The sequence below is a fragment of the Gemmatimonadaceae bacterium genome, from assembly GCA_036003045.1.
Classification (GTDB): Bacteria; Gemmatimonadota; Gemmatimonadetes; order Gemmatimonadales; family Gemmatimonadaceae; genus JAQBQB01.
The window spans coordinates 53,206-77,251 of sequence record DASYSS010000007.1; the positions used below are offsets into that span (position 1 = coordinate 53,206).

Genomic DNA, 24,046 nt, shown 5'->3' on the forward strand with positions numbered 1-24,046 from the left:
CCATCACGTCTCCCGCAGTGCCGCCATCGGTGTTTCGGCGAACACATCTCTCCCCGTCAGCAACCCGATCGACACCGCCAGCCCGATCATCGCCGCCGCCACGATGCTCGCCGGCCCGAACGCCGGCATGAACGGCATCCTGAAGATCACGTGCAGCAGCCCCCATGCGGCGAGCGTCGACAACAGGACCCCCGTGAGTGCGCCGAGCGTGCCAAGCAACGCATACTCGGCGAGCATGATGCGCGCGATCTGCCGGCGCGTCGCGCCGAGCGTCTTGAGCAGCACGCCCTCGCGCAGCCGGTCGCGGCGCGTGGCTGCCACGGCACTGAACAGGACTGGAACGGCAAGCCCGAGGCTGATGAGCGCGAGAAAGCGAACGGCCATCGTCACCTTTCCCAGCACGCTCTGCACCGTGCGTTGCACGAGCGTGAGGTCGAGACTCGAGATGCTCGGATAACGAGCGACGACGTCGCGCTGGAGATGCGCAATCGCGGTGGGCGACGACGCGTGCACGAGAATCGCGTATTGCTTGGGCGCGGCGGACAGCGACTTGGGGTCGAACACCGCGAAGAAGTTGGGCGCGAACGTCTGCCACTGGATCGAGCGCAAGCTCGTCACGATCGTCGGAATGAGCACCCCCTGCACGTTCCAGGTGATCGTGTCACGAAGCTTGACGCCCATCTCCACGGCGACGCCCGAATCCAGCGAGACCTCGCCGAGCGAGCCGACGTCGTTTCCGGGCGCGCCGAACCACTTGCCCGACACGAGCCGCTCCGACGCCGTCAGCGTGTCGCGGAACGTCGATCTGAACTCTCGGCGAAAGACCCACGGCCCGCGGCGATCGCGCACCACTTCGCCTCCGCGGGCGCCACGCCCGGGTCCTCGTTGGCCGGCGGCGACGCGCGCCGAATCGCGAGCCCGCCGATTCTTCTCGATTTCGTCGGCGATCGCCGTCGCCGACTTTCCATTGACCGACGCGACGCGCATCGCGACGATCGGCGTCTCGTCGATCAGCTCCTCACGCGCCGCGCGGATCACCGAGTCGATTCCCGGCTGCTGATTCTCCTGCACGTCGAAGAACACGACGTTGGCCCGCGCCTCGCCCAGGCGAAGATCGAGCGAGCGGAGAATGTTGTACTGCACTTGATACAACGTGCCCATCAGGAAAACGCCGAAGCCCAGCGCGAGCACGACGGCGCGCGTCTGGTTGCCGGGGCGATACAAGCTCGCGATCCCCTGGCGCAGCGGGAACGGCCACGACGGACGGATCAATCGTCGCGCCGCCCATGACAATCCGGCGGCGCTGAGCCAGAGAATGCCGATGGCGCCGGCGATCGCCAACGTGAAGCCGATCCCGCGGCGTGGCGTATTCGCTCGGCTGAGCCCCAACGCGAGGACGCTCGCCGCGATCGCCAGGGAAAGCCCGATGCGCAGCGGATCCCAGCGCGCGCGTCGCAGCGCATCGGCGTCCGGCTCGCGACGCAGCGCCTGAAGAGGCGACACACGTCGCAGCGCGACGAGCGGCCGCAGCGAGAAGAGCAGGGCGACCCAGACGCCAATCCCGAGACCGAGCACGATCGGGCGCGGCGCCAGATGGAGCTCGACGTCCACCGGAAGAAAGTCGTGCAGCACGTACGGCATCGCGAATTGGATGCCGAGTCCGAACACCACGCCCGCCGCGGCCCCAACGAGACCCATCACCGCGGCTTGCATCGAGTAGATGGCCAGCACCTGCCAGCTCGTCGCGCCGACGCAGCGCAGGATCGCCACCGGATCGATTTTGCGCATGACGAACGCGTGCACGCCGCTCGCCACGCCGATACCGCCGAGCAACAGCGCGATGAGGCCGACGATCGCCAGGTAGTCGTGCAATTGGTCGATCGCGCTCGCCAGCCGCGACTCGTTGTACCCCGCGCTCTGCACGGAGCCGTTGCTGGCCGCGAGACGCTTGCCGAACGTCTTCACGAAGGCGTCGCTCGGGAGCGTCGCCGGAAGCTTGAACAGCGTTTCGTACTCGACGCGGCTGCCGAAGACGACGAGTCCCGTCGCCGGCACGTACCGTTCGGGGATGTAGACTCGCGGCCCGATCGCCGCGGAGATGCCGACGTCGCCGGGCACGCTTCGCAGCGATCCCGTGATGACGAACTTGGCGGAACCGAGGCTCAGTGTGTCGCCGAGCTGCGCGTCGAGCGACACGAGCAGTGCCGGGTCGACGATCGCGTTCGCGCCGCCTTGGATCTGACTCCACGCCGCGACCGGATCGGTGACGATGTTGCCGTAGAACGGATAGCCCGCGCTCACCGCGTGCACCTGCACGAGCCGCGTCCCGCCGCTCCTCGGCACGAGCGCCATCGACGAGAAACCTGTCGAGGTCACGTTCGAGATGCCGGCGCGCGCGAGCGAATCCACGAGCGAGTCGATCGCGGGGCCTCGCTGCGCATTGCGGCGCGCCGCGACGTCGCCGCCCATGAGCGCACGCGACTGCTCGTGCACCGAGCGAATGGTGTTCTCGGAGAACGAGTCGATCGCGACGAGCGCGGCGACGCCGAGCGAGATCGACGACATGTAGAGCAGAAGGCGCCGGCGCGCCGTTCGGCTCTCACGCCAGGCGAGCGCAAGGAGTTGCCGCGTCGCGGACATTACGCGGCCCGCTCCGCGGCCGAATCCGAGATGACGCGGCCGTCGCTCAAACGGATGATTCGTTGCGCGCGCGAGGCGAGCGCGTGGTCGTGCGTTACGAGGACGACGGTCGCGTTGGACTCACGGTTGAGCGCCTCGAGGAGCTCGACGATCCGTCCGCCCGTATCGCTGTCGAGGTTTCCGGTCGGCTCGTCGGCGAACAGGATGCGTGGTGCGTTCGAAAACGCCCGCGCGATCGCGACGCGCTGCTGCTCGCCGCCGGAGAGCTGCATCGGAAAATGATGGAGTCGGTCGCCGAGCCCGACGCGGCGCAGGAGCTCGCGAGCGCGGTCGGCCGCGCCGGATTCGCCGCGCAGCTCGAGCGGCACCTGCACGTTCTCGAGCGCGGTGAGCGTGGAGATCAGCTGAAAGCTCTGAAAGACGAACCCGACCTTTTTCCCGCGGAGCTTGGCGCGGCCGTCTTCGCTGAGCGCGGTCAGGTCGGCGTCGTCGAGGAGCACCTGCCCGCGCGTCGGTGTATCAAGTCCGGCGAGCAGGCCGAGCAACGTCGTCTTGCCGCTTCCCGAGGGCCCGACGATCGCGACGAAGGAGCCTTGAGGGATGCTGAACGACACGTCGCGAAGCACGGCCAACTTGTTGTCGCCGCTGCGATATTCTTTGGTGAGGTCCCGGGCAAGGAGCATGTCGCGTGAGGTCAGACGGATGGGTGCGGGGGAGAGAGTTCTCGTGCAGAGCTCGCCGGCTGTCCTTGGGAACGGCGGGTCCCGCCGTACTTGCCTTTCTCGTGGCGTGCGGAAGCGGCCGAACGCAAACCGGCTCAGTCGTGGTCCGATCCGACTCAGCCGCCCCTACGGAATCTAGGGCCGCGCAGTTACGCGGCACGCCCAGCGCGCGATCCGACCCGAAGACGGCGACTGCTCGCTCCACGATCGTGTTCGCCGGAACGAGCCTGACCGCCGGCCTTGGACTCGAGCCGGACAGCGCCTATCCGATGCTCATTCAGCGCAAGATCGATTCGGCGGGGCTTCCGTTTCAGGTCGTCAACGCCGGGGTGAGTGGCGAGACATCGTCGGGCCTGATCGACCGGCTCGACTGGCTGCTGCGCGGGACGTTCGACGTCTTCGTGATCGAGACTGGCGCCAACGACGGACTTCGTGGGATTCCGGCGTCGACGCTGAAGACAAACCTCGAGACGGCGTTCGACCGGATCAAATCCAAGCGGCCAGAGTCGACGATCGTGCTCGTCCAGATGGAGGCGCTTCCGAATCTGGGTGCCAAATACACGTCCGCGTTTCACGCCGTGTTTCCAGCGGTAGCCAAGGAAAAGGGAGCGATCCTCCTCCCGTTTTTGCTGGACGGAGTGGCGGGGCGCCGCGGTCTCAACCAGGGCGACGGCGTGCATCCAAACAACGCGGGGGAGCGGATCGTGGCGGCCAATGTTTGGCGCGGCCTGGAGCCGATTCTCGCGGCTCGCGCCGGGAAACAGGCGGCCGCATCGCCCGGTCGTTGACTGTCGTCGACTAAGACGATAAGTTTAACGGCTGTCTGCGTTTAGACCACAGTTTCCAAGAGTGATTTGATATGGCAATACCGGCTACGCAAATCCGGCGCGGCATGGTCCTCGTGTTCGACGGCGATCCGTGCCGCGTCATAGAATTCCGCCACCACACCCCGGGCAACCTTCGCGCGATGGTGCAGGCGAAGCTCAAGAACCTGCGCACGGGTTCGAGCTTCGAGCATCGCTTCCGCGCGGCGGACTCGATCGACCCGGCGTCGATGGAGACGCACGACCTGGAGTTCCTCTATCAGGGCGGCGACACGTATCACTTCATGAACGTCGAGAACTACGACCAGCTGGAGATGGACGAAGAGACGCTAGGCGACAACGCGCAGTGGATGCAGCCGAACATGAAGATCCAGGCCGAGTACTATGATGGACGGCCGGTTGGCATCAAGCTGCCGAACTCGCTCGTGCTCGAGGTCGTCGACACGGCGCCCGTGATGAAGACGGCGACGAAGACGGCCTCGACGAAGCCGGCCAAGCTGGAGAACGGCGTCACGATCAACGTGCCCGAGTTCGTCGGCACGGGCGACAGGGTGAAGGTGAATCCGGCCACGGGTGAGTATCAGGAGCGGGCGAAGTAGCTCGGCGTCGTTCGCAGATTGATCGGCCCCGGAGCGCGGATTAAACTGAAGGTTTGCGTTCGGTTGTACCGCCGTGGCAGGACCCGATGGTGACTGTAGCTCAATCGGTTAGAGCACCGGACTGTGGCTCCGGGGGTTGCGGGTTCAATTCCCGTCAGTCACCCTGCGGCGGCCGCCGAGGTGAGGGGGCGGCTGCGGCAATGATGGTTTAGGTCGGTAGCTCAATTGGTAGAGCACTGGTCTCCAAAACCAGCGGTTGGGGGTTCGAGTCCCTCCCGGCCTGTAAGTACGAACGGCACTGGATCAAATGCGTGAAGTGTGCGGGGGAGACTGTAGGCGGCAGTAGACAGGGAAAGGCGAAAGGTCCCAAATACGGCGGTATCGTCTAGGGGACTAGGACGGGGCCCTCTCAAGGCCCAAACACGGGTTCGAATCCCGTTACCGCTATTGTTGGTGAGGTGTTGCAGGTGCTCGCGTCGGTTCGATCGGCAAACGTCGTGGTCGACCTGGCCCGTTCGTCTATCGGTTAGGACGGCACCCTTTCACGGTGCAGAGAGGGGTTCGATTCCCCTACGGGCTATCGAACAGCGGGTGGACAGGTGGACGGTTGGACAGGTGGACGGCGGTGAAGGGTTCGGTGGGGCGTGTGCGGCGCAAATGAGGCGGGTGGTTCCTGTTCACCTGTCGCGCCGTCCACCCGTCCACCTGCAGTTCAGGGGGCGTAGCTCAGTTTGGTTAGAGCACTCGACTGTCACTCGAGAGGTCGCGGGTTCGAGCCCCGTCGCTCCCGTGTTGGACAGCTAAAAGTGAAGTTTGGAATTGCAATTCCGATTCTCTTATAGCTGATCGTTGCTTGTTGCACGTCGCAGTAGTGCAGGCCCTGGTGGTGAAATTGGTAGACACGCCATCTTGAGGGGGTGGTGCCGCAAGGCGTCACGGTTCGAGTCCGTGCCAGGGCATGTACCACGGTCGTCAGAAGGGGTGAACGGGTCGCCAGCGTAGCTCAGTGGTAGAGCACTCGATTCGTAATCGAGCGGTCGTCGGTTCAATCCCGACCGCTGGCTCTGAAAGTCAGTACGGCGGCCGGGATTGAACCGACAGTAATCCCGACCGCTGGCTCTGAAAGTCAGTACAGCGGCCGGGATTGAACCGCTGGGTCTCAAGGCGCCGCGAGGTTCGCGGCGCTTTTGTTTTTTGCAGGGTCGCGCCTTGCGGGCTTCGATCGCGGTGGACGAAAATTTCAACGCAGATGCCGCAGATTTTGAAAAGCGATTGCCGCAGATGACACCAATGGTTTGGGTGTTGGCATCTGCGTTGAATTCTTCTTGCCCGGAAGCGATGCCACTCGGGCGTCGCGATCGCAGGAATCTCAGGACGGCCGCACCTCACGGATCGCCTTCCCCGCGCCACCGAGGTTCGCGAGTCTCATCTCCGAGTACTTCCGCGAGAGCAGCACGCCATGCGCTCCGCCCTCGAACGCCGCCTTGACCGCGCGATAGACGTCGTCGGGGCTGGTCTTCTTGCTCGTCGCCGCCGTCGGGATGTCGATGTCGATGCCGGGCCAGATCTTCATTTCGTTCCCGGCCTGGCTGACGGCGCGGCGAGTCTCGCGCAGCACGTAGTCCGGCGATAAGCCCGAAATCGCCAACTGGTCGAGCGGCACGTCGTGGTACTGCATCGCCTCGTACGTGAGCTCCAGCACCTGCTCCGGCGTGAGGTCGGCGAATATCGATCGCTGCACGCTCCGCACGTACTGCGCGAGCCGCTCGCCGCCGCACAGGTTGTAGATCACGACCTTCAAAAAGTCCGAGTACTTCGCGAACGCCGCGTAGTCCTGCTCGGCGCGGTAGAAAGGCGAGAACGAATTGTTGTGCCACACGTGCCACCCCATTCCCTTGCTCGGCGCGATCGACTTGGCGAGGTGGTACATGTCGCGGTACGTGTCCTCGAGCGCGTCGTTCCAGAGACGCTCCCATGCCATGATCTCGGGGTAGCGCGTCAGCAGCCGCCAGAACGTGACGAACGCGCCGTCGGTAGGTCGGTGGCCGTCGCGGCCCGCGGTCACGAACGCCGCCAGTTGGAGGTATCCCTCGCGCGCGCGATCGACGTCGATGCCGCGCTTCTTCGCCTCGGCGGTGCAGTATTGGCAAAAGCACGCGACTCCGCCGCCGGCGCCGACGCCGCCGTGATTCGCGACGATCGCGTTGCCGAGTGGACCTTGCCGCTCGCTCCCCCACATGAGGCCATCGACGTCGTATGAGCGGAGATAGTCCTCGACCATGCCGAGCCAGAAATTGCGCGTGTTTGGATTACGCGAGCAGGCGAATGTCGACGGGCGGCCGGTGAGCGTGACCTCGCGCGCTTGGTCGAATCCTGGCACCCCGGCACCGATGACATCTTCGAACCAGCAGATCACCCGCATGCCGCGCTTTTTCGCATCCGGCAGCACGTCGGCGATCACGTCGTAGCCGCCATGATCCGGTGCCTTTTCCGGGGCGATGCTTGTCTTACGATAGAATTGCGGATGTGGCGTGGCGAAGTTGCCGCCGTGAAAGTGGTCGTCGTATTCCTGCTTCCCATGATCCGGCAGCGCGCTTCCCCGTGGCTGTCGCCCGCCGATGCCCCGGCCGTATGTGAACGTTGCCAGGAAGATCGTGTTGACGTCGGCGAGCCGCTGGAAGTTGTCGAGCACCGCGCCGGTCCCTTCGTCGACGAACGACACCGCGCCGGCCTGAATACCGATCATCCGCGGGTCGGCGAAAACGGGCGCGTTGCGCGCTTCAGCGCCGGCAAGCTCGGGCAGCTTGCCGAACGCAACACCGCCCGCGGCGAACGCGGACGCTTCGAGGAACGTACGACGATCCACGTTAGGCTCCGCCTCGCTTTCTTATGGGTTCACCGGTTCACCGGTTCACCGGTCCACCGGCCTACGCCACTCCCTGCCTGATCGCCTTGATCACCCGATCCGCGAACAGATCGACCTCGTCCACCGTCGTGTAGACATTCGGCGTGATCCGCATGCCGGAGAACTCGTCGTTCACCATCGGCGTCGTCACGATGTTGTGTTTCGACAGCAGCCATCCGCCGAGCTTGCCCATGTCCATGCCGTCGATGCCGCAGACGCCGATCGCGCCGCTCTTCGTGGGGCCGATCTCGGTGATCATCTTCACGCGGCCGCTCGCCGCGAGGAGTTGCTTCGCCCACCGGTCTCGGAGATAGCGCAGCCGCGCGATCTTGCGGTCGATGCCGATCCCGCGGTTGAAGGCGATCGCCACCGCGACCGCGTTGTGGTTCGCCGCCGGATGGGTCCCGATCTCCTCGTACTTGCGGATGTCGGCGTCCTGCTCGACCGACGCGGCCATGAGGGGCCAGAGCGATTTGATCTTGTCGCGACGCACATACAGAAAACCGGTGCCGATCGGAGCGTGCAGCCACTTGTGGAGACTCGTGCCGTAGTAGTCGGCGCCGAGCTCGTCGCGCGTGAAGGGGAAGTGCGCGAACGCATGCGCACCGTCCACGAAGACTTGGATTCCCTTCGGCCGGGCGAGCTCGATAATCTCCTTGACCGGCGCGATATAGCCGGTCATGAAGCTGATGTGCATCACCTCGATCACCTTGGTGCGCGGCGTGATCGCGGCGGCAATCTGGTCGACGTACGACTTCGTGCTCTTGACCGGCGTTTCGATCTTCACCCGCTTGAGAACTATGCCGTCGCGCCGTTCGCGCTGGCGCCACGACGTCTGCATACGCGGATAGTTCTGCGTCGTGAAGATCACCTCGTCGCCGCGCTGCAGGTCGAGACCGAAGATCATGATCTCGTTCGCCTCGGACGCGTTGCGCGTGATCGCCATCTCCTCGGGGTCGCAGCCAAAATCCGCCGCCAGGTCGCGTCGGACCGACTCGATCCTCGGCTCGAGCACCCGCCACATGTGATCGACGGGCAGCTCATTTGAGAACCTGAGGTCTCGAATCATCTGCTCGAGCACGTGGGTCGGGGCAGGGCTGCACCCGCCGTTGTTCAAGTTCACCATCGTGCGGTCGAGATCGAACGCGCGCTGGATCTCGCGCCAGTAGGTCTCGTCCTCGGCCACGTTCGCGGCGGGCCGTCCCGCGGCGATGGGCTCGGCGGTGAACAGCTGGCGGAACGCGGACTGGCGCATGACGGGGAGCGACACGCCGGCGCCGATCATCGAAGAGACGAAGCTGCGGCGGGATGTAGGCATGGTTGACGATTCAATCCCGGGCCTCCGAGGTCAAGGGCCGCGCATTTAAAGGAGCCCTCGGCGGCCAACGGCCTCTCAGTTGTCAGCGACAGCGTCGGCGACAGCGAACTCCACCCTGGCGCTGACGCCGACGCCTAGAGTCTCTCATCGCGGTGATCCCCTTTAATCCATTCCGCGCACTTTTGCTGTTGACATTCGACACCAACGGTGCAATGTTGTTGGTGTCGACAGCCGACACCATGACCACGCGCCTCGACCTATTGCAAGGCACGCTCGACCTTCTCATCCTCCGCACGCTCGTCGCCGAACAGCGTCACGGGTGGGCCATTTCCGAGCGGATCCAGGAGCTCTCCAAGGACGTGCTCCGGGTCAATCAGGGCTCATTGTATCCCGCGCTCCACCGGCTCGAGCAACAGGGGTGGATCGAGTCCGAGTGGGACGTCTCGGAGCTCGGTCGGCGCGCTCGCTACTACCGGCTCACGCCCGCCGGACGGAAGCAGCTCGAGCGTGAACGCGACCAGTGGACCCAGTTCTCGGCCGCGGTCGGCCGAGTTTTGCGGCTGGCGTGATGCGCCGCTGGCTCATCCGGATTCGCGCGCTGTTCACCGGGCGCCGCCTAGAGGGCGAGCTCTCGGAGGAGCTCGTGTTTCACCTCGAGATGCAGGCGAGGAAGCATCGCGACGCGGGGATGAGCGCGTCGGATGCCGCGGCGCTTGCCCGGCGGCAGTTCGGAAACGTCGAGCTGGTGAAGGAGGATGCGCGCGACGTACGAGGCGTGCGCGCGCTCGAAGACGCGCTCCAAGACATTCGCTACGCCATCCGATCCTCGGCACGGACCCCGGCGTTTACCGCGTCGCTCGTGATCACGATCGGGCTGGGCGTCGGGATCAGTGCCAGCGCCTTCACCGTGTTCAACGCCTACGTGCTGCGACCGTTCGATGTCCGCGATCCCGGCGCGCTCCAGTCGATGAATTGGATGGATCGCTCCGGCCACTATCATGACTTCAACCGGCGCGAGTTCGAGGCGATACGTCATCCGGCCACCGGATTGGCGGACGCGTTCGCGTTTCGTTCGTTCGCGCTGCGGCTGGGGCCATCGGTGGCGTCGGGGGATGCCGTCAGCGAGAACTACTTCCAGATGCTCGGCGTACAACCAGGGTTTGGCCGCTTGTTGAGAGGCGACGATGCGTCGCGGCGCGTCGTAGTCATCAGTTACGCCGCCTGGCTCACGCGGTTCGCCGGCGATTCCACGATCGTCGGCCGCCGGCTCCTCCTACGCGGCACGCCATTCGAGGTCATCGGCGTGGCGCAAGCCGGCTTCGCGGGCCTGTTCAAGAAACCGCGCGACTTCTGGGTTCCGCTCGACGCGATGCATCCGGATGCAGCGGTCGTGCGGTCGGGCGACGAGCGCGATCTGTCGCTCATCGGTCGTTTGGCGACGGGCATGTCGGCGACGCAGGGCCGGGCGGTCGTGGCGTCGCTGCTGCGATCGACGACGACGGATCGTCCGGACAGCGGCCGTGTGGCGCGCGTGTTTTTCGAGTCGCGCGAGAGCCCGATTCCGCGCACCGTCGGATCGTACGCGGCGTTCGCTCCGCTGGTGGTGTCGTTCGGTCTCATTCTGCTGCTAGCGTGCGCGAACGTGGCTAACGTGTTGCTCGCCCGCGGTCTCGAGCGGCGTCGCGAGCTCGGCATCCGGTTGGCGCTCGGCGCGGCGCGAACGCGACTCGTTCGGCAGCTCGTGACGGAGAGCGTCGTTCTCATTTTACCGGCGGCGGCCGTGGGGTTCTGGCTCGCCTGGGCCGTCGTCGGCTTCGGCGAGCGGGCGCTCTTCGCGACACTGCCTCCCGACCTCGCGCCGTTCGTTCGCTTCGTTCCGCTCGTGCCCGATTGGCGAGTCGTCGCGTTCACCGTCGCCGCCACGGTTGCATCGGCCTTCGTGTGCGGGCTCGCGCCGGCGCTCAGGGCCACGCGTTTGAGCGTGGTGCGCGCAACGCGCGGCGACTTCGACGATCAGGGGCTGGCGGCGCGACGAAACAGCCGGGGTGCGTTGATTGTCGCGCAGGTGGCCGCCTCGGCGCTGCTTCTCATCACCGCGGGCATCCTCGTGCGACAGGCGGGCCGCCTCGGTCGAATGCAAACGGGCCTACGAACCGCCGATGTCGTTACGATCGAGCCGGACGCCAAACAACGCGCCGGCGTTCTCGTGGCGCTGCGCTCCAACGCGGTCGTCGACACGTTGGCGTCGGCCACCGTGCTGCCCCTCGACATGAAATTTCCGACCGTCTCGATCAGCACCGAGTCGTCGAGCGCGGACGTCGCGTACAATCGTGTCTCCGCCTCGTACTTCGGAGTGCTGGGGATCGGCATCGTCGGTGGACGATCGTTCACGCGCGCGGACGAGGAGGATGGATCGCCGACGGTCATCGTGAGCGAAGCCGCCGCCCGGCGGCTTTGGCCGCGCGCGAACCCACTGGGTCGCGTTCTTCGCCTGCGTCTGAGCCAACCGTCCGATCCGATGAGCCGGTACCAGTCGGCGCGTGTCGTCGGCGTCGCACGTGACGTGGTCGTTCGCTCGATCGACGACGGCACCGGCACGCCCGTGCTCTACTTCGCATCGCCAATCGAGGCCGAGACCTGCTGCTTGTTGGCGCGAGTGCGCGGAAACCCCGATGCGGCGAAGCGGACTCTCGACATCGCGCTCGACCACACCGTGCCCGGCGGCGTCGAGCGCATCGACCGGCTCGAGACGTTTGTCGCCGGCGCGATCTATCCGTTCCGGGTCGCTTACTGGGTGGCGCTCTGCCTTGGCATCGTCGCGCTGGCGCTCACCGTCGTCGGGATCTATGGCGTCGTAGCCTATCTCGTCGGCCAACGCACGAGAGAGATCGGGATCCGCATCGCGCTCGGTGCGACGCCGCGCGAGGTCCTCACGCTCGTCATGCGGCAGTCCGTGCGTCAAGCCGTGGTGGGAACGACCATCGGTCTGGTGCTGTCGCTGGGACTCGCGCGTGTGATCGCGTCGAATGTGCAAGGCGCGCCGACCTTCGACGTCGTCGCGCTGGCGCTGGCAGCATCGAGTGTCGTAGCGGCGTGTGTGGTCGCCGCTTTTCTACCGTCGCGACGCGCGTCCGGCGTCGATCCTACTACCGCGCTGCGCCACGACTGAGCGGCACGGGTCGCTCTTATTCGTAGCGCAATGCCTGAATCGGGTCGAGGGTTGCGGCGCGTCGCGCGGGCCACACGCCGAAGAACAAGCCGACGATGGTGGCAAACACGAACGCCAACGCGACGGAGGCTGGGCCCAGCACGGCGTTCCAACCGAATGCGTCGCGCAGCACGAGCGCGGCTGCCAGGCCCAGGACGACGCCCACGGCGCCGCCGAGCAAACAGAGGGTGAGGGCTTCCGACATGAACTGCATGAGGATGTCGCGGCGCGTGGCGCCGAGCGCCTTGCGCACGCCGATCTCGCGCGTTCGCTCCGTCACCGACACGAGCATGATGTTCATGATGCCGATGCCTCCGACCAGCAGCGAAACCGCGGCGATGCCTGCCAGGAGCGTCGTGAAGATCTGCGTCGCCTCATTCAGCGTCTCGAGGAACGTCGCCTGGTTGCGAATGCGGAAGTCGTCGGGTTGGCCTTCACGCAGCCGGTGCTCGCGTCGCAACGCCGCTTGAATCTCCGCCGTGGCGATCGGAAGGTCGTCCTCGCTGCCGGCGAGCGCGAAGATGTCGTCGACCCAATCCGTCTTGAACAGCCGATAGTGCCCCGTGCCGAAGGGGACGATCACTTGATCGTCGGGGCTTCCGAACACCGAGCCTGCTCCTTTCGGAGCGAGTACGCCGATGACCGTGAACTCGACGCCGCCGATCCGTACGCGCTGGCCGATGATATCGTACGGATCGAGGATATTGAGCTGCGTCAGCACGCCGGCGCCGAGCACGGCCACACGCTGTCGCCCCAGGTCGTCGGCCGACGTGAACATCTGACCCGCGGCAATGCTGAACTTCTGGACGTCGAGAAAGTTCGGCGTCGCTCCGGTGATGCGGACGTTGGTGTTGTGATCGCCCCACTGTACCTGGAGTGACTTGTCCTGCTGCGGCTGCACCGCGAGCACATGCGGCGCCCGCTCCTCGATCGCGTCGGCGTCGTCGATCGTCATCCGACGACGCGCGTTCAGTTGGACGCCGGCTTGACGCACGAACGTCGCGTCGATTTGCAGCGTCGTCGTGCCGAGTCGCTCAATGCGATTCTTGACCGACGCTTGCGCCCCGTCGCCGATCGCGACCATCGCGATGACCGCGGCGACGCCGATGACGATCCCCAGCATGGTCAACAACGAGCGCAACAGGTTGGCGCGCAACGCCGCGAAGGCAATCGACAGAAATTCGAGCCGCACCGACTGGAGCCTCCGAGTGGGGAACCGGCGATGGATGCCAATTACTTGTTCCCCCATGCATCTCGGATGTTCCCCTGAAAGTCAAGCACTGGAAAACGGGACGCGCACTAAACGAGTCCGCTGCTTCGCCGAACACTCTAGTCGTCAGCGACAGCGTCAGCGACAGGAAAAAACAAGACGGCAGCGCAGTCACCTGTCGACTGTCGCTGCCGCCTGACGACTAAAGTCTCGCCTCGCAGAGATCCGATTTAGTGCGGGAGCCTCTGCGCCTTTGTTAGTGGCACTTTCCCGACGACCGGTCCCACACGCGCCCACCGGCCTCGATGAACTCCGATCTCCATCCGTCCTCTCCGAGCGTGAGCTTCAACACGCCGGCCCGGCCTTCGATCTGATACGCCGAGTTCGGCTGGAGTTGGTTGAATCCGCGCAACTCTTCGCCGCCCGTGCCTGCCACGATCTCGGTGATTCCCTTCGCGGTGTCGAGCACGCCGGCGGGGGTCATCGGGCGAAACCGTTCGTAATCGTGGTCGTGTCCGTTGAGCACGAGATCGACCCCGTGGTCATAGAGCGTTTGCCAGATCGGAGTGAACCGTGTGTCATTGCCATGCCAGCCCGAGCTGTAGCGCGGGTTGTGCCAATACGCGATCGTGCACGCGGCGTCGTGATCCTTGAGGTCCTTCTCGAGCCACTTCATCTGAGCGCCGCGGTCGGCATCAGAGAACTCTGAACCGGATACCGTCTCGCTGTTCAGCGCGATGACGTGCCATTTCCCGACGTCGTAGCTGTAGTTGCCCGTGCCGTCGACGCCGGCGGCCTTGCCGAAGTACTTGTAGTACGGCGCGGCCTGGCCCGTTCCGTAGTCGTGGTTGCCCGGCGTCGGGTGGATGTTCGACATGAGCCGAAGCTTCGGGTTGCCCCACGCCGGCGTGAAACAATCCTTGAATTGCGCCTCGGTGCCGCTCGAGTAGACGTTGTCGCCGAGCGTGAACACCGACGTCGGCAGATTGGAGACGCTGTCCGACTTGATGACGCTGTCGACGACCATCGCCGTGGCGAGCCCGAGCTTCTGCGTGCAACTCGCGATGTCGCCTACGCCGATCATCACCTGGCTTCCAGGCGCGGGTGCCACGTTGCCGAGATCGATCATGACCGGTGCGGCCGCAGACGAGCCCGTCTGCCGGACCTGAGGATCCGCCGCTGGGATCGGCGTCATGTGCATCGGGGGTTTGCAGCTCGCGAGAAGGATCACACCCGCGGGAAGGAAGCCGGCGCCGCGTTTGATTTTTATCACGACAAGACTCTCGAGTGCTCGAGGGCAAGGTGGGGCGGAGTTACTGAAACGGCGCTCCGCACGCACGGTCCGGATCGGCTGAGGAACAACGCGCCGTCCGACGGTCCCGTCCGATTCCCCGCGCGGCGGCCGCTGAAATACCGCCGATCGGGTCACGTCGTATTACCCGCGGTGAGATTCAGTGATCCGTAAGTTCCGCGCCCGGGCTCGCTAGTGGCACTTGCCGCCGGCCTGATCCCAGACGCGTCCGCCGACCTCGACCCACGCCGACCGCCACTCCTTGTCGCCGAGCGTGAGCAGCAAGACGCCGGCTCGACCCTCAATGCGATACACGGAATTCGGGACGATGTCGTTGAACCCGCGCAGGTCTTCACCGCCGGTGCCGGCGACGATTTCGGCGATTCCCTTCGCCGAGTCGAGGACGCCGCTCGGCGCCATCGGCGCGAATCGCTCGTAGTCGTGGTCGTGGCCGTTCAGCACGAGGTCGACATCGTGGTCATGGAGGATTTGCCACAGCGGCGTGAACCTCGTGTCGTTGCCGTGCCAGCCGGAGCTGAACCGCGGATGGTGCCAGTACGCGATCGTGCAAAGCGCCTTATGAGCCTTGAGGTCCTGCGCGACCCAGTCGAGTTGTTCCTTCCGCGCCGAATCGCTGAACATCGAGTTCACGAACAACTCGCTGTTGACGACGACGACGTGCCACTTCGCGACGTCGTAGCTGTAGTAGCCCTTGCCGACAACGCCCGCCGCGGGACCGAAGTATCGGTAATACGGGTCCGCGTTGGGCGAGTAGTACTCGTGGTTACCGGGCGTGGGGTGGAGGCTCTTCATGATCCGCCGCTTCGGATCGCCCCACGACGGCGTAAAACATTTCTCGAATTGTTCGGTCGTGCCCGAGGAATAGACGTTGTCGCCGAGCGTGAACACGGATGCCTGCACGCCCGCCACGCTGTCGGCGCGAAGCACGCTGTCGACGAGCATCGCCGTCTCGATGCCGAGCCGCTGCGAGCAGCTCGCGATGTCGCCGACGCCGACCATCGCGTACGCGCCGCTCAACGCGACCTGCTCCGCCGGGGCGGCGGCCGGCGGCGGCGTGATGCGCACGCTCGGCTTGCACTGAATCGAAAAACAGAGCGCAAGTGCTGCAGATGGTCCACGCCCAAGCCGACGCACCGAGTACGGTACCCCCGTTTCCGCCGCCTCGAGCGTCGCGATTTCCGCGCCGTTAGAAACTCAAGCCGAGCCGAACCTGAACTCCGCTCTTGAAGCCGCCCGTTTCGACCAAACTCAGCGTCTGCGGTCCGTAGAGACGGCCAATCCAGATGCCGCCCCCCGCCGTTGAATGCCAGCCGCCGGGCGACGAGCCATTTACGTAAACGCGCCCCGCTTCAGCGACGCCCACGACGCCGCCTCGAACCGGGATGATGACTCGGAACTGCGTCAGCGGCACGAGCAGCTGCGATGTCGCGTAGAGCGAGGCGTCACCGGCGAAACGTTGCGCGTCGATGAACTGCGTCGTGTGGTCGCCCCCGATCGTCGCCGCCTCGAAGAACGGGAAGTCGCCCCACACCTTCGTTCCGCCGCTGCGGAACGTCAGCGTCGGCGACGTGGGGATCGGCAGTTGAAGGTCCCCGGCCAGGGCGAGCGTCGCTTTGCCGAAGGTGGACGTTACGTCCATCATCTTCGGATAGACGCCCCCGCTCGCGACCGCCACGATGTGATTCGACGGCGTGATCGAGTCGATCCGCGGCGGATTGTAGTTGTAGCGCGCGGTGAGTTGCAGCGTGCCCTCGTTGAAGTTGCCGAACCCGTACGGTCGAGTGACGCCGAGGAACGGGCTGCTCGCGCTGTCCGTCGTCGCATGCGTGAACCCCGGACCCAGTGTCAGGTCGGTCCACTGTCCGATGGAGTACCCGACGACTGGACTCATCGTCCATTGTCGCTGATGGACCTCAAAGAACGAGTCGGGGTGGTGAAGCGTGTCGACGACGGTCGAGTTGCCGAAGCCGAAGAAGTTCACGTATTGGAGATCGGACACTCGGCCCAGGACGCCGACATGGAGCGGCGACGACTCGAAACGCTTGTCGCCGAGCACCGTCAGCCGCGCGCCCTTGAACTGCATCGCGTACTCGGCGTCGACGCCGAGCATCGACGAGTACGGACGATCGAGGAAGCCATACGTGTAGCGCTTGAAACCGAGCAGCGGCGTCCATCCGAGCGTGCGCGGATCGTTGAGTCCGACGTGTGGCAGAATGCCGGAGCCGTAGTTCGGCACGGCCCGGCTCACCTTGCCTCGCTGCTCTTCCCACGGCGTGCGCACGAAGTCGGTGTCGGGACCGTAGGTGACGCCGCTCGTCGGACCCGCCTCGTAGAAATGCGTCGGGTGGGTGCGCCCGCCGACGGTCGACGAGTCGATGAGCACGTTGTCGCCGTTTCCGCCGATGACGCGCACGAGAATGCTCTCGTCGGCGCGTCCGGTGACGATCGCGGTGTCGTCACCGTTGTGCAGATACACAAGGATCTCGCGCGTTTCTCCGGGACGGAAACGGCGTTCATAGAACGTGGTGCCTTCCGACTCGAGCCTGACATCCACCGAGCCGTCGGCCGTTCGTACGATGCTCGCCCGGTCGGATGAGTTCGTGCCGTCGACCTGCACGCGCTCGGCGAGCATGCGGTAGTACTGATCGGCGGCAGTGGGAATCGCGTCGCGGCGCCGCTTGAGTACCGCTTCCATGTTCGGCGCCGCCGACCGGTACTCGATCGGCAGGGACATGGCGGCCGTGTGAATCACCGAGTCGGTGATGCGCCGCTGAAGCTCGTGCGCGATGGAATCCCAGACTGGCTTCTCCAACCCCGAGAGCAGCCTGACGTCGATGGCGTTCTGCGCGATGAGTCCCGCGACGAGCGGCGCGCTCGAGAACGACACGACGGTCGATTTGACCATCCGGCCGGTGGCGCCGACGACGCCTCCGTACGTCACGAAGGCATGATCGCGGTCGCGGGCGATCGGTTCCCACTCGTGTTTCGCAGAGGGGAATTCCGCCCATTTCCATTGGCCGGCGTGCCGGTCGTTGTCGTTGATGAGGAAGTCGGTCAAACGGGCCATGAGGAACGCCCGCGCGTCGACTTGGTCCTTGGCGTCGGTGTTGATCAGCTTCCGCAGCTCATCGCTGTCGATGATTTTCGACGCGCCGGCGAAGCCCAGGCGTTCGTCGTCGCCCTTCAGCTTGCCGGCTGCCTCTTTCTTTTCGTCTTTCGTCTTTTCGTCCTTCGGTTTCTCGTCCGCCGCTTTCTCGTCTTTCGCTTTCTTGGCTTCCTTCGTGTCCTGAACGACCTTTTCCTCGTCGTCAGCCTTCGGCACGTTCGGGTAGCGCTCGATCTCGCCAAGCTGGCCGGCGAAATCCCTGCGGAAATCGCCCAACGCGGGATCGTTCGGCATCACCATCAACATGCCGGTTGGGTGCAGCACGCCGGCCGCCTCGGCGATCGGCGCGGATGCCAGAAACCCAGCCGGATTCTGCGAGCTCTGGAGGTCCTGCACGATCTTCTCGATCGGAGTTCGGCGGAGTTCAGATGGGACGGCGCCGGCGCGCTTGTCGACGAGTCGGAAGACCCACTCATCGCCGTTGGCCGCCTCGAAGCGCAGGCTCTTCGTCTGAAAGCCCCCGCCTTCCTTGAGCGGTTTGAGACCGCCGGGGACGAACGTTTGGAGATTGAGCACGGGGACGCGAATCGGCGTCGTCCAGAGCTCCCGATATCCGTCACCGTCGAACCAACGAACGACCCCGTCGCCGCGATAGTGCGCTCCGGCGACGACCGTCGCGCTCTCCGCCGGAGCGGCCGGGCCTTTCGCCGCCTTCACCTTCACCGAGATGTCCTTGGGCGCCGGAGGCGCCGGTTGCTGGAGCGCAACCGCTGTTGCCGGAACCGCTATGCTGACGACGGCCACGCGAACGATCGCGCGCCGGGCGTAAAGTTGTATGAAGTCGCGCATGCTACGGCCATCGATAAAGAGTGATCATGCCGAGGTCAGTGCCGCCTTCGTCACTGATGATCAGAATGCTGTCCCTCGTGATTGCGACGCCTTCCGCCTGAATGTGGTCGGCGGGAAGCGGCCGTGCCGTTACCGGCGCGCCGGCGGGGGTGATCTCGATCAGGCCGCGCTCCTTGGACGCGATCAACACGTAGTTGCCGTTGAACGGATCGATGGTGATGTCCGACGGATGAAACGTTTTCCAGTCGTTCGAACCGATGACGCCGGCGAGCGGCACGACGAGCCGAGACAAACGATCCCGCTTGTCGCCGTGGAGCCGCCACCGGTAGATCACGATCGAGTTCTGGACGGTCGAGTCGAGGACACGTTTGCACGCCAGCAGGAGCGAGTTGAGAGGGCGATCGAAGGCGAGACCTTCGAACTCGCACGCGTCGTCGAGCTTGGTGTCGTGAACCTCGAAGCCGACGTCCGCGTGATTCGCTCCCTCGTGGAATTCGTACAGCTTTCCCTTGCTCGTGAGCAGGTACATCACGCTGTCGACCGTCGTGATGCCTTCGAAGTCGCCGTGGACGCCGCCTTGTCCGAGCGCGAATCGTTTGACGAGAATTCCGCGGCGGTAGTCCAATTCCCACACCTTTCCGACCTCGTCCGTCTGAGCGAGGAGGCGGCCGTCGTTCGTGAGGGTGAGTCCGGAGATCTCGCGAAGCTCGCGCGGCAGCACCCACCGGGCGAGCGGCGTCGTTTCCCACGTCGGATCGTTGCTGGCCAGCGCGCGCTGGAGCCGAGTAGCCCGGGCGACGGCGACCTGGCTGGTATCGACGGCTGCTAGATCATCGCGTGTCCGCTGGCACGCCGCCGCCGCAAGAATGCACGTCGCCAACGCGGCGACGTGCCACACCCGGGTCATCCCTCGATCCCCTTCTCGCGCTCTTTGCGCGCCTGCCGCTCCTCGCCGCGCTCCTTGTCGATCGCGTCTCCGATTTCGACGTCGACGTCGGTGATCGTGCCGTTTGCCGTCGCACGAATGGCGGTCACCATCGCGTCGCGCGGCACCGACTTGCGCGTGTGCACGAGGTAGTAGAGCTCCGACGGCTTGCCCTGGTTGTTGACGACCTCGTCGAGCCGCCAGCGCTTCGTGACGTTGTCGAGGGCGGGCTCCAAGGTCTTCTGGGCCGCGCTGACCTCGTTTGTCGTGATCGCGACGATGGCGTCGTACTTCGGCTTCTTGCCCTTGGGGCCGAGGATGTCCTTGACTCGCTCGAACCGCTCGGCGAGCGCCTCGGCTTTCTTCGGGGTCAGCGCGAGGACGAGGTCGCGATCCGGAACGGGCACACCGCCGTGATCCGTTCCGGCGAGATCGTGCAGCGGCTCGGCCCACGTCGCCGCCGCGGTCGGCTCGAGCACCGGACGGCCGAAGTCGTATCGCCAGAGCGCGACGAGCACGAAATTGAACAGCACCGTGAGCAGGAGCGCCACCATGATGACTTGCACGCCCGCGGCGAACCCGACGACGATGGCGAGGAAGATATAGACGATGTCGCGCGTGTCGCTCATGTTGGTGCGGAAGCGCACCGCGGCGACGATGCCGCCCAGGCTGAACGCCAAGGCCAGGCTGTTGCGGACGATCAGGATGACGCCGGCGACGATCATCGGCAGAACGATCAGCGCCTGAACGACCGACTGGTTGTACCCGCGGCCCCAACGGGCCGACATGTACACCCACGTCACCGGCAGCATCAACACGAACGTGCTGACGAATACGAAGAGCGTGTTGAAGCCGAACTCGAATCGCGATTGGATGCTGGCGACGGGAGCTTGGACTTGGCCCGTCGACAATCCGTCTTGCAGGAACGAAGGCGTCTTGGCTAGCTCCACCAACCGGTCACCGGACATGACGCTGTCGATGGCCGGAAAGAACTTGTAGAGCAGGAAGAACACGAGGACGACGGCCGCGTAATACGCGAAGAGCCGTCGAAACGGGGCTTCCGAGCCCAGGGTGATGAAATCGATGAGACGAGTGAAGAAATTCATAGGCGTGGGGTGCGAGCGTCCCCGACCATGGGTCGGGCGGTCGCGTTTGCCATATCGCACGATCAATACCAGTGCGGCGGGCCCTACATCCGAAGGCGCGGTGTGCGAGTAGGTTACACGCACGACGGAAGCGGACTCACCAACACCCGAGGCAATCATTAGATGAATCGCTTGTGGAGCCACCGGACCTTCGCGGCCGCGTCCGCGCTGTCGGCGGCAGCGTTCGTGGCGGCTTGCAGCGCGCCGAGCGGACGAGAGGCGGCGGGGAGCGTCGCCATGGCGACGCCGCCGATCAAGCACGTGTTCGTGATCGTGCTCGAGAACCAAGGCTACGACACGACCTTCGCGCCGACGACGCGCGCGACCTATCTCGCCGATACGCTGACCAAGCAAGGCGCGCTTCTCCGGCAGTACTACGGCATCGGGCACTTCAGCCTCGACAACTACATCGCGATGGTCAGCGGAATGCCGGCTACGGCGCTCACGCAGATCGATTGTCCTCGGTTCGTCGACTTCGTTCAGACCGGCACCGCCGAGGGAATCCCCGTCGGCGCGGGGTGCGTGTATCCCGCGTCGGTGAAGACGATCGCGAATCAGCTCGAGGCGCGTACGTACACATGGCGCGGGTACATGGAGGACATGGGAGCGGACAGCACTCGCGAGGCGGCGACCTGCGGACATCCGACGATCGGTCTCCCGGACTCCACCGAATGGGCGACGCCGAAGGATCAATACGCGACGAAGCACAACCCGTTCATGTACTTCCATTCGGTGATCGATTCGCCATCCTGTAAACGGCGCATCGTGCCGCTGCCCGCGCTGCTCAAGGATCTCGAGTCCGCGTCGACGACACCGAACTTCTCGTTCATCACGCCCAACCTCTGCCACGATGGACACGACCGGCCGTGCGTGAACGGCGAGCCGGGGGGACTGGAATCGGCGAATCTGTTTCTCAAGCACTGGGTGCCGATCATCACGCAGTCGCAGGCTTTCCGCGACGACGGTCTGCTCATCATCACGTTCGACGAGGCGCTGTCACTCGACCGCACGTCGTGCTGCGGACAGGTGCCAGGCCCGAACGCGCGTGTGGCGCAGGACGGCCTGTTCGGCGGCGGGCGCATCGGCGCGGTGCTTCTCTCCCCTTACATCAAGCCGGGCACGGTGTCGGAGACGCCGTACAACCACTATTCGCTGCTCAGGAGCGTCGAGGACATGTTCGGTCTCGGACACCTCGGCTATGCGCAACTGAAGGGCGTGACTTCGTTCGGGGACGACGTCTTTACTTCGACGGGATCGCCCGCTTCATCGAACGGGGCTTCACGCCCATAAAGTCGTCCTCGCCGACTGGCAGTCGCGTCTCGATGCCGGCGGTCGCGGGTAACTGAACGGCAAAACGGTTGGAACCGCACACTTGGACGGGAACAGCAAGACCCTTTGGCAAAAGGCAGAGGGTCTCGCTCGATCGGGAGACCTTCACTGTCACGCGGAAACGTCCGGTCGCCCCAGTCGATTTGCGTGTATTAGGCGTCGATTCGACATTCCTCGCGCTCCTCCTCCCCCCCTTCAAAATCCACTACCACATGTCTCATCTGCTCCGGGTGTTCCGGGCGGGCGGCTTTGTGCTACCGACCTGTCTGCTCGGCGGCACCCTGACGGGCCAGCAGCCGGCGCTCGACACGGTCACCGTGGTGGCGTCCCGAACTCGCGCGTCGGGTGTCGCGCGCAGCGTCGAGGTCATCTCGCGCGAACAGATCGCGCGGTTAGCGGCGCGCAACGTGTCGGACATCTTGTCGACGGTGATGGGCGTCGACGTGTACGGACGGTCGGCGGCGCAGGCCGACGTCTCGATTCGCGGCAGCTCGCCCGAGCAGGTCGTGATGCTCGTGGACGGCGTGCGAATGACCGACGTGCAGTCGGCGCACTACACGCTCGACGTCGCGGTGCCGCTCGAATCGATCGAGCGAATCGAGGTGCTGCGCGGAATGGGCTCGGCGCTCTACGGCCCGGACGCGGTCGGCGGAGTGATCGACATCATCACGCGGCGCAATCAGCCGGGCGAAGTTCGCGCGCGATCGGGCAGCTTCGGCACCGTCGGCGGCGGGTTGGCCGGAGGCACATCGAGCGACGCCCTTTCGCTCGCGGCGGCGGCCGACTTCGACAAGTCCGACGGCCATCGCGATGGCGCCGACTATCGGATCGGGCAGGGACGCGTGTCGCTGTCCGCGCCGACGCCGGGGGGCTTTTTGCGAACGAATCTCGCGCTGGGCGTGCGAGACTTCGGCGCGGCCGACTTCTACGCGCCGTACAACTCCATCGAGCGCACGACGACGACCACGCTCGATTCGCGGTGGGACGAGTCCCTCGGCGACTGGAGTCTCGCGGTGTCGGGATCGACGCGACGGCACCAGGATCACTACGTGCTCGTGCGCGGCGATCCGTCGATTTATGAAAACCGCCACGAAAGCTGGCAGACGACCGGCGACGCCGTCGCGACGCACTCGACTGGACCGGTTGTGATTGCGCTTGGCACCGAGGGCGTGCACGACCAGCTCTCGAGTGCGAGACTCGGGGCGCACCGCGATTGGCGCGTCGCGCTCTTTGGCGAAGCGACGGCGGGGAATCCGTCGTCGGCGATGGCCGACCTCGGTCTCCGCGACGATCACTCGTCGGTGTACGGCGACTTCTTCTCGCCGTCGTTGAGCGCGAGCGCGCCTGTTGGACCCAACGTGCGGCTCCACGCGAACGGCGGAGCAGGGTTTCGCGCACCGACGTGGACGGAGCGCTTCTACACCGACCCGTCGAACCAAGGCGACCCCGATCTTCAATCGGAGCGATTCTGGACGGGGGATCTCGGCGCGCGCGCGGATGCCGGCGAATGGTCGCTCGACGTGACCGGCTTCGTGCGCCGGGCGACGAACTTGATCGACTGGGTAAAGCCTGTGGACGCCGCGCCGACCGCGCTCTGGCGAACGACGAACGTCGGCGATGCGACGTACCGAGGCATCGAGTCGTCGCTCGACCTGCCCGCCGTCGATGGATTGCGTGCGTCGCTCTTCGCGGATGGGCTTTCGCTGACGTCGTCGCAGGGAGCGGCGCTCGTCGGGAAATACGCGCTGCGCCCGATCACGCGTCAGGCGGGCGTGAAGGTGTCGACGCCGCGGCAACGCGCGATCACGGCGCGCATCGACATGGAGCTGGCGCGCCGGGCGATGGAGAAGCGCTACGTCACGGGAAACGCGCGTGTCTCGTGGAATCTAGGCGCGTACCGCCTCTCGCTCGACGCGCTCAACCTCACGAACGCCGACTGGCTCGACGCTTCGGG

General features: G+C 65.2%; 16 protein-coding genes and 7 tRNA genes. 13 read left to right on the plus strand and 10 right to left on the minus strand.

Annotated elements, in window-relative coordinates; translation table 11 throughout:
• Nucleotides 1-3: 3 nt before the first annotated feature.
• Nucleotides 4-2,640: an FtsX-like permease family protein gene (locus VGQ44_00915; protein ID HEV8445348.1), complete on the minus strand. Its 2,637-nt coding sequence runs from the start codon at nucleotides 2,638-2,640 to the stop codon at nucleotides 4-6.
• Nucleotides 2,640-3,323 (minus strand): ABC transporter ATP-binding protein, encoded by a 684-nt coding sequence (locus VGQ44_00920; protein ID HEV8445349.1) that lies wholly within the window; start codon nucleotides 3,321-3,323, stop codon nucleotides 2,640-2,642. Before VGQ44_00920 ends, VGQ44_00915 begins: the two co-directional genes overlap by 1 nt.
• A 248-nt stretch (nucleotides 3,324-3,571) precedes the next feature.
• On the opposite strand from VGQ44_00920, the gene VGQ44_00925 reads away from it, so the two are divergent.
• From VGQ44_00925 to VGQ44_00965, 9 genes are all read left to right on the plus strand, one after another.
• Nucleotides 3,572-4,150, plus strand: a complete 579-nt coding sequence (locus VGQ44_00925; protein ID HEV8445350.1) for an arylesterase — start codon at nucleotides 3,572-3,574, stop codon at nucleotides 4,148-4,150.
• Between the two features lie 71 nt (nucleotides 4,151-4,221).
• Nucleotides 4,222-4,785, plus strand: a complete 564-nt coding sequence (gene efp, locus VGQ44_00930; GenBank protein HEV8445351.1) for an elongation factor P — start codon at nucleotides 4,222-4,224, stop codon at nucleotides 4,783-4,785.
• 89 nt (nucleotides 4,786-4,874) lie between these two features.
• Nucleotides 4,875-4,948 (plus strand) — tRNA-His (locus VGQ44_00935).
• 47 nt (nucleotides 4,949-4,995) lie between these two features.
• Nucleotides 4,996-5,068, plus strand: a tRNA-Trp gene (locus tag VGQ44_00940).
• 91 nt (nucleotides 5,069-5,159) lie between these two features.
• A tRNA-Glu gene (locus VGQ44_00945) sits at nucleotides 5,160-5,232 on the plus strand.
• 61 nt (nucleotides 5,233-5,293) lie between these two features.
• A tRNA-Glu gene (locus tag VGQ44_00950) sits at nucleotides 5,294-5,365 on the plus strand.
• 135 nt (nucleotides 5,366-5,500) lie between these two features.
• Nucleotides 5,501-5,575 (plus strand) — tRNA-Asp (locus tag VGQ44_00955).
• 87 nt (nucleotides 5,576-5,662) lie between these two features.
• Nucleotides 5,663-5,744: transfer RNA gene (locus VGQ44_00960), tRNA-Leu, on the plus strand.
• A gap of 33 nt (nucleotides 5,745-5,777) precedes the next feature.
• A tRNA-Thr gene (locus VGQ44_00965) sits at nucleotides 5,778-5,849 on the plus strand.
• Nucleotides 5,850-6,154: 305 nt separating this feature from the next.
• On the opposite strand, the gene VGQ44_00970 is transcribed toward VGQ44_00965, so the two are convergent.
• Both VGQ44_00970 and VGQ44_00975 read right to left on the minus strand, forming a co-directional pair.
• Complete coding sequence (locus VGQ44_00970) at nucleotides 6,155-7,651, minus strand: hypothetical protein (GenBank protein ID HEV8445352.1); 1,497 nt, start codon at nucleotides 7,649-7,651, stop codon at nucleotides 6,155-6,157.
• Between the two features lie 61 nt (nucleotides 7,652-7,712).
• Complete coding sequence (locus VGQ44_00975) at nucleotides 7,713-9,008, minus strand: aminotransferase class V-fold PLP-dependent enzyme (GenBank protein HEV8445353.1); 1,296 nt, start codon at nucleotides 9,006-9,008, stop codon at nucleotides 7,713-7,715.
• Between the two features lie 239 nt (nucleotides 9,009-9,247).
• Between VGQ44_00975 and VGQ44_00980 the strand changes: the two genes are divergently transcribed.
• Both VGQ44_00980 and VGQ44_00985 read left to right on the plus strand, forming a co-directional pair.
• On the plus strand, nucleotides 9,248-9,577 hold the full coding sequence (locus tag VGQ44_00980) for a PadR family transcriptional regulator (GenBank protein ID HEV8445354.1): 330 nt from the start codon (nucleotides 9,248-9,250) through the stop codon (nucleotides 9,575-9,577).
• Nucleotides 9,577-12,177 carry an FtsX-like permease family protein gene (locus VGQ44_00985; protein ID HEV8445355.1) on the plus strand — a complete coding sequence of 867 codons (2,601 nt, stop codon included), beginning with the start codon at nucleotides 9,577-9,579 and terminating at the stop codon, nucleotides 12,175-12,177. Before VGQ44_00980 ends, VGQ44_00985 begins: the two co-directional genes overlap by 1 nt.
• Before the next feature lie 16 nt (nucleotides 12,178-12,193).
• Here VGQ44_00985 and VGQ44_00990 read toward each other — a convergent pair whose 3' ends face one another.
• From VGQ44_00990 to VGQ44_01015, 6 genes are all read right to left on the minus strand, one after another.
• Entirely contained in the window at nucleotides 12,194-13,408 is a 1,215-nt protein-coding gene (locus VGQ44_00990; protein ID HEV8445356.1) for an ABC transporter permease, read from the minus strand.
• A gap of 274 nt (nucleotides 13,409-13,682) precedes the next feature.
• Nucleotides 13,683-14,699 (minus strand): metallophosphoesterase, encoded by a 1,017-nt coding sequence (locus tag VGQ44_00995; protein HEV8445357.1) that lies wholly within the window; start codon nucleotides 14,697-14,699, stop codon nucleotides 13,683-13,685.
• Nucleotides 14,700-14,909: 210 nt separating this feature from the next.
• Nucleotides 14,910-15,803, minus strand: coding sequence for a metallophosphoesterase (locus tag VGQ44_01000; protein HEV8445358.1), 894 nt, complete (start codon nucleotides 15,801-15,803; stop codon nucleotides 14,910-14,912).
• 121 nt (nucleotides 15,804-15,924) lie between these two features.
• Nucleotides 15,925-18,693 carry a hypothetical protein gene (locus tag VGQ44_01005; protein ID HEV8445359.1) on the minus strand — a complete coding sequence of 923 codons (2,769 nt, stop codon included), beginning with the start codon at nucleotides 18,691-18,693 and terminating at the stop codon, nucleotides 15,925-15,927.
• Nucleotide 18,694: 1 nt separating this feature from the next.
• Entirely contained in the window at nucleotides 18,695-19,600 is a 906-nt protein-coding gene (locus VGQ44_01010; GenBank protein HEV8445360.1) for an SdiA-regulated domain-containing protein, read from the minus strand.
• A complete protein-coding gene (locus VGQ44_01015; protein ID HEV8445361.1) occupies nucleotides 19,597-20,724 on the minus strand; it encodes a DUF4956 domain-containing protein in 1,128 nt (375 codons plus the stop codon). The genes VGQ44_01010 and VGQ44_01015 overlap by 4 nt, the downstream gene beginning before the upstream one ends.
• Before the next feature lie 162 nt (nucleotides 20,725-20,886).
• Between VGQ44_01015 and VGQ44_01020 the strand changes: the two genes are divergently transcribed.
• Nucleotides 20,887-22,053, plus strand: a complete 1,167-nt coding sequence (locus VGQ44_01020) for an alkaline phosphatase family protein (protein ID HEV8445362.1) — start codon at nucleotides 20,887-20,889, stop codon at nucleotides 22,051-22,053.
• A gap of 251 nt (nucleotides 22,054-22,304) precedes the next feature.
• A partial coding sequence (locus VGQ44_01025; GenBank protein HEV8445363.1) for a TonB-dependent receptor occupies nucleotides 22,305-24,046 on the plus strand: 1,742 nt, incomplete at its 3' end.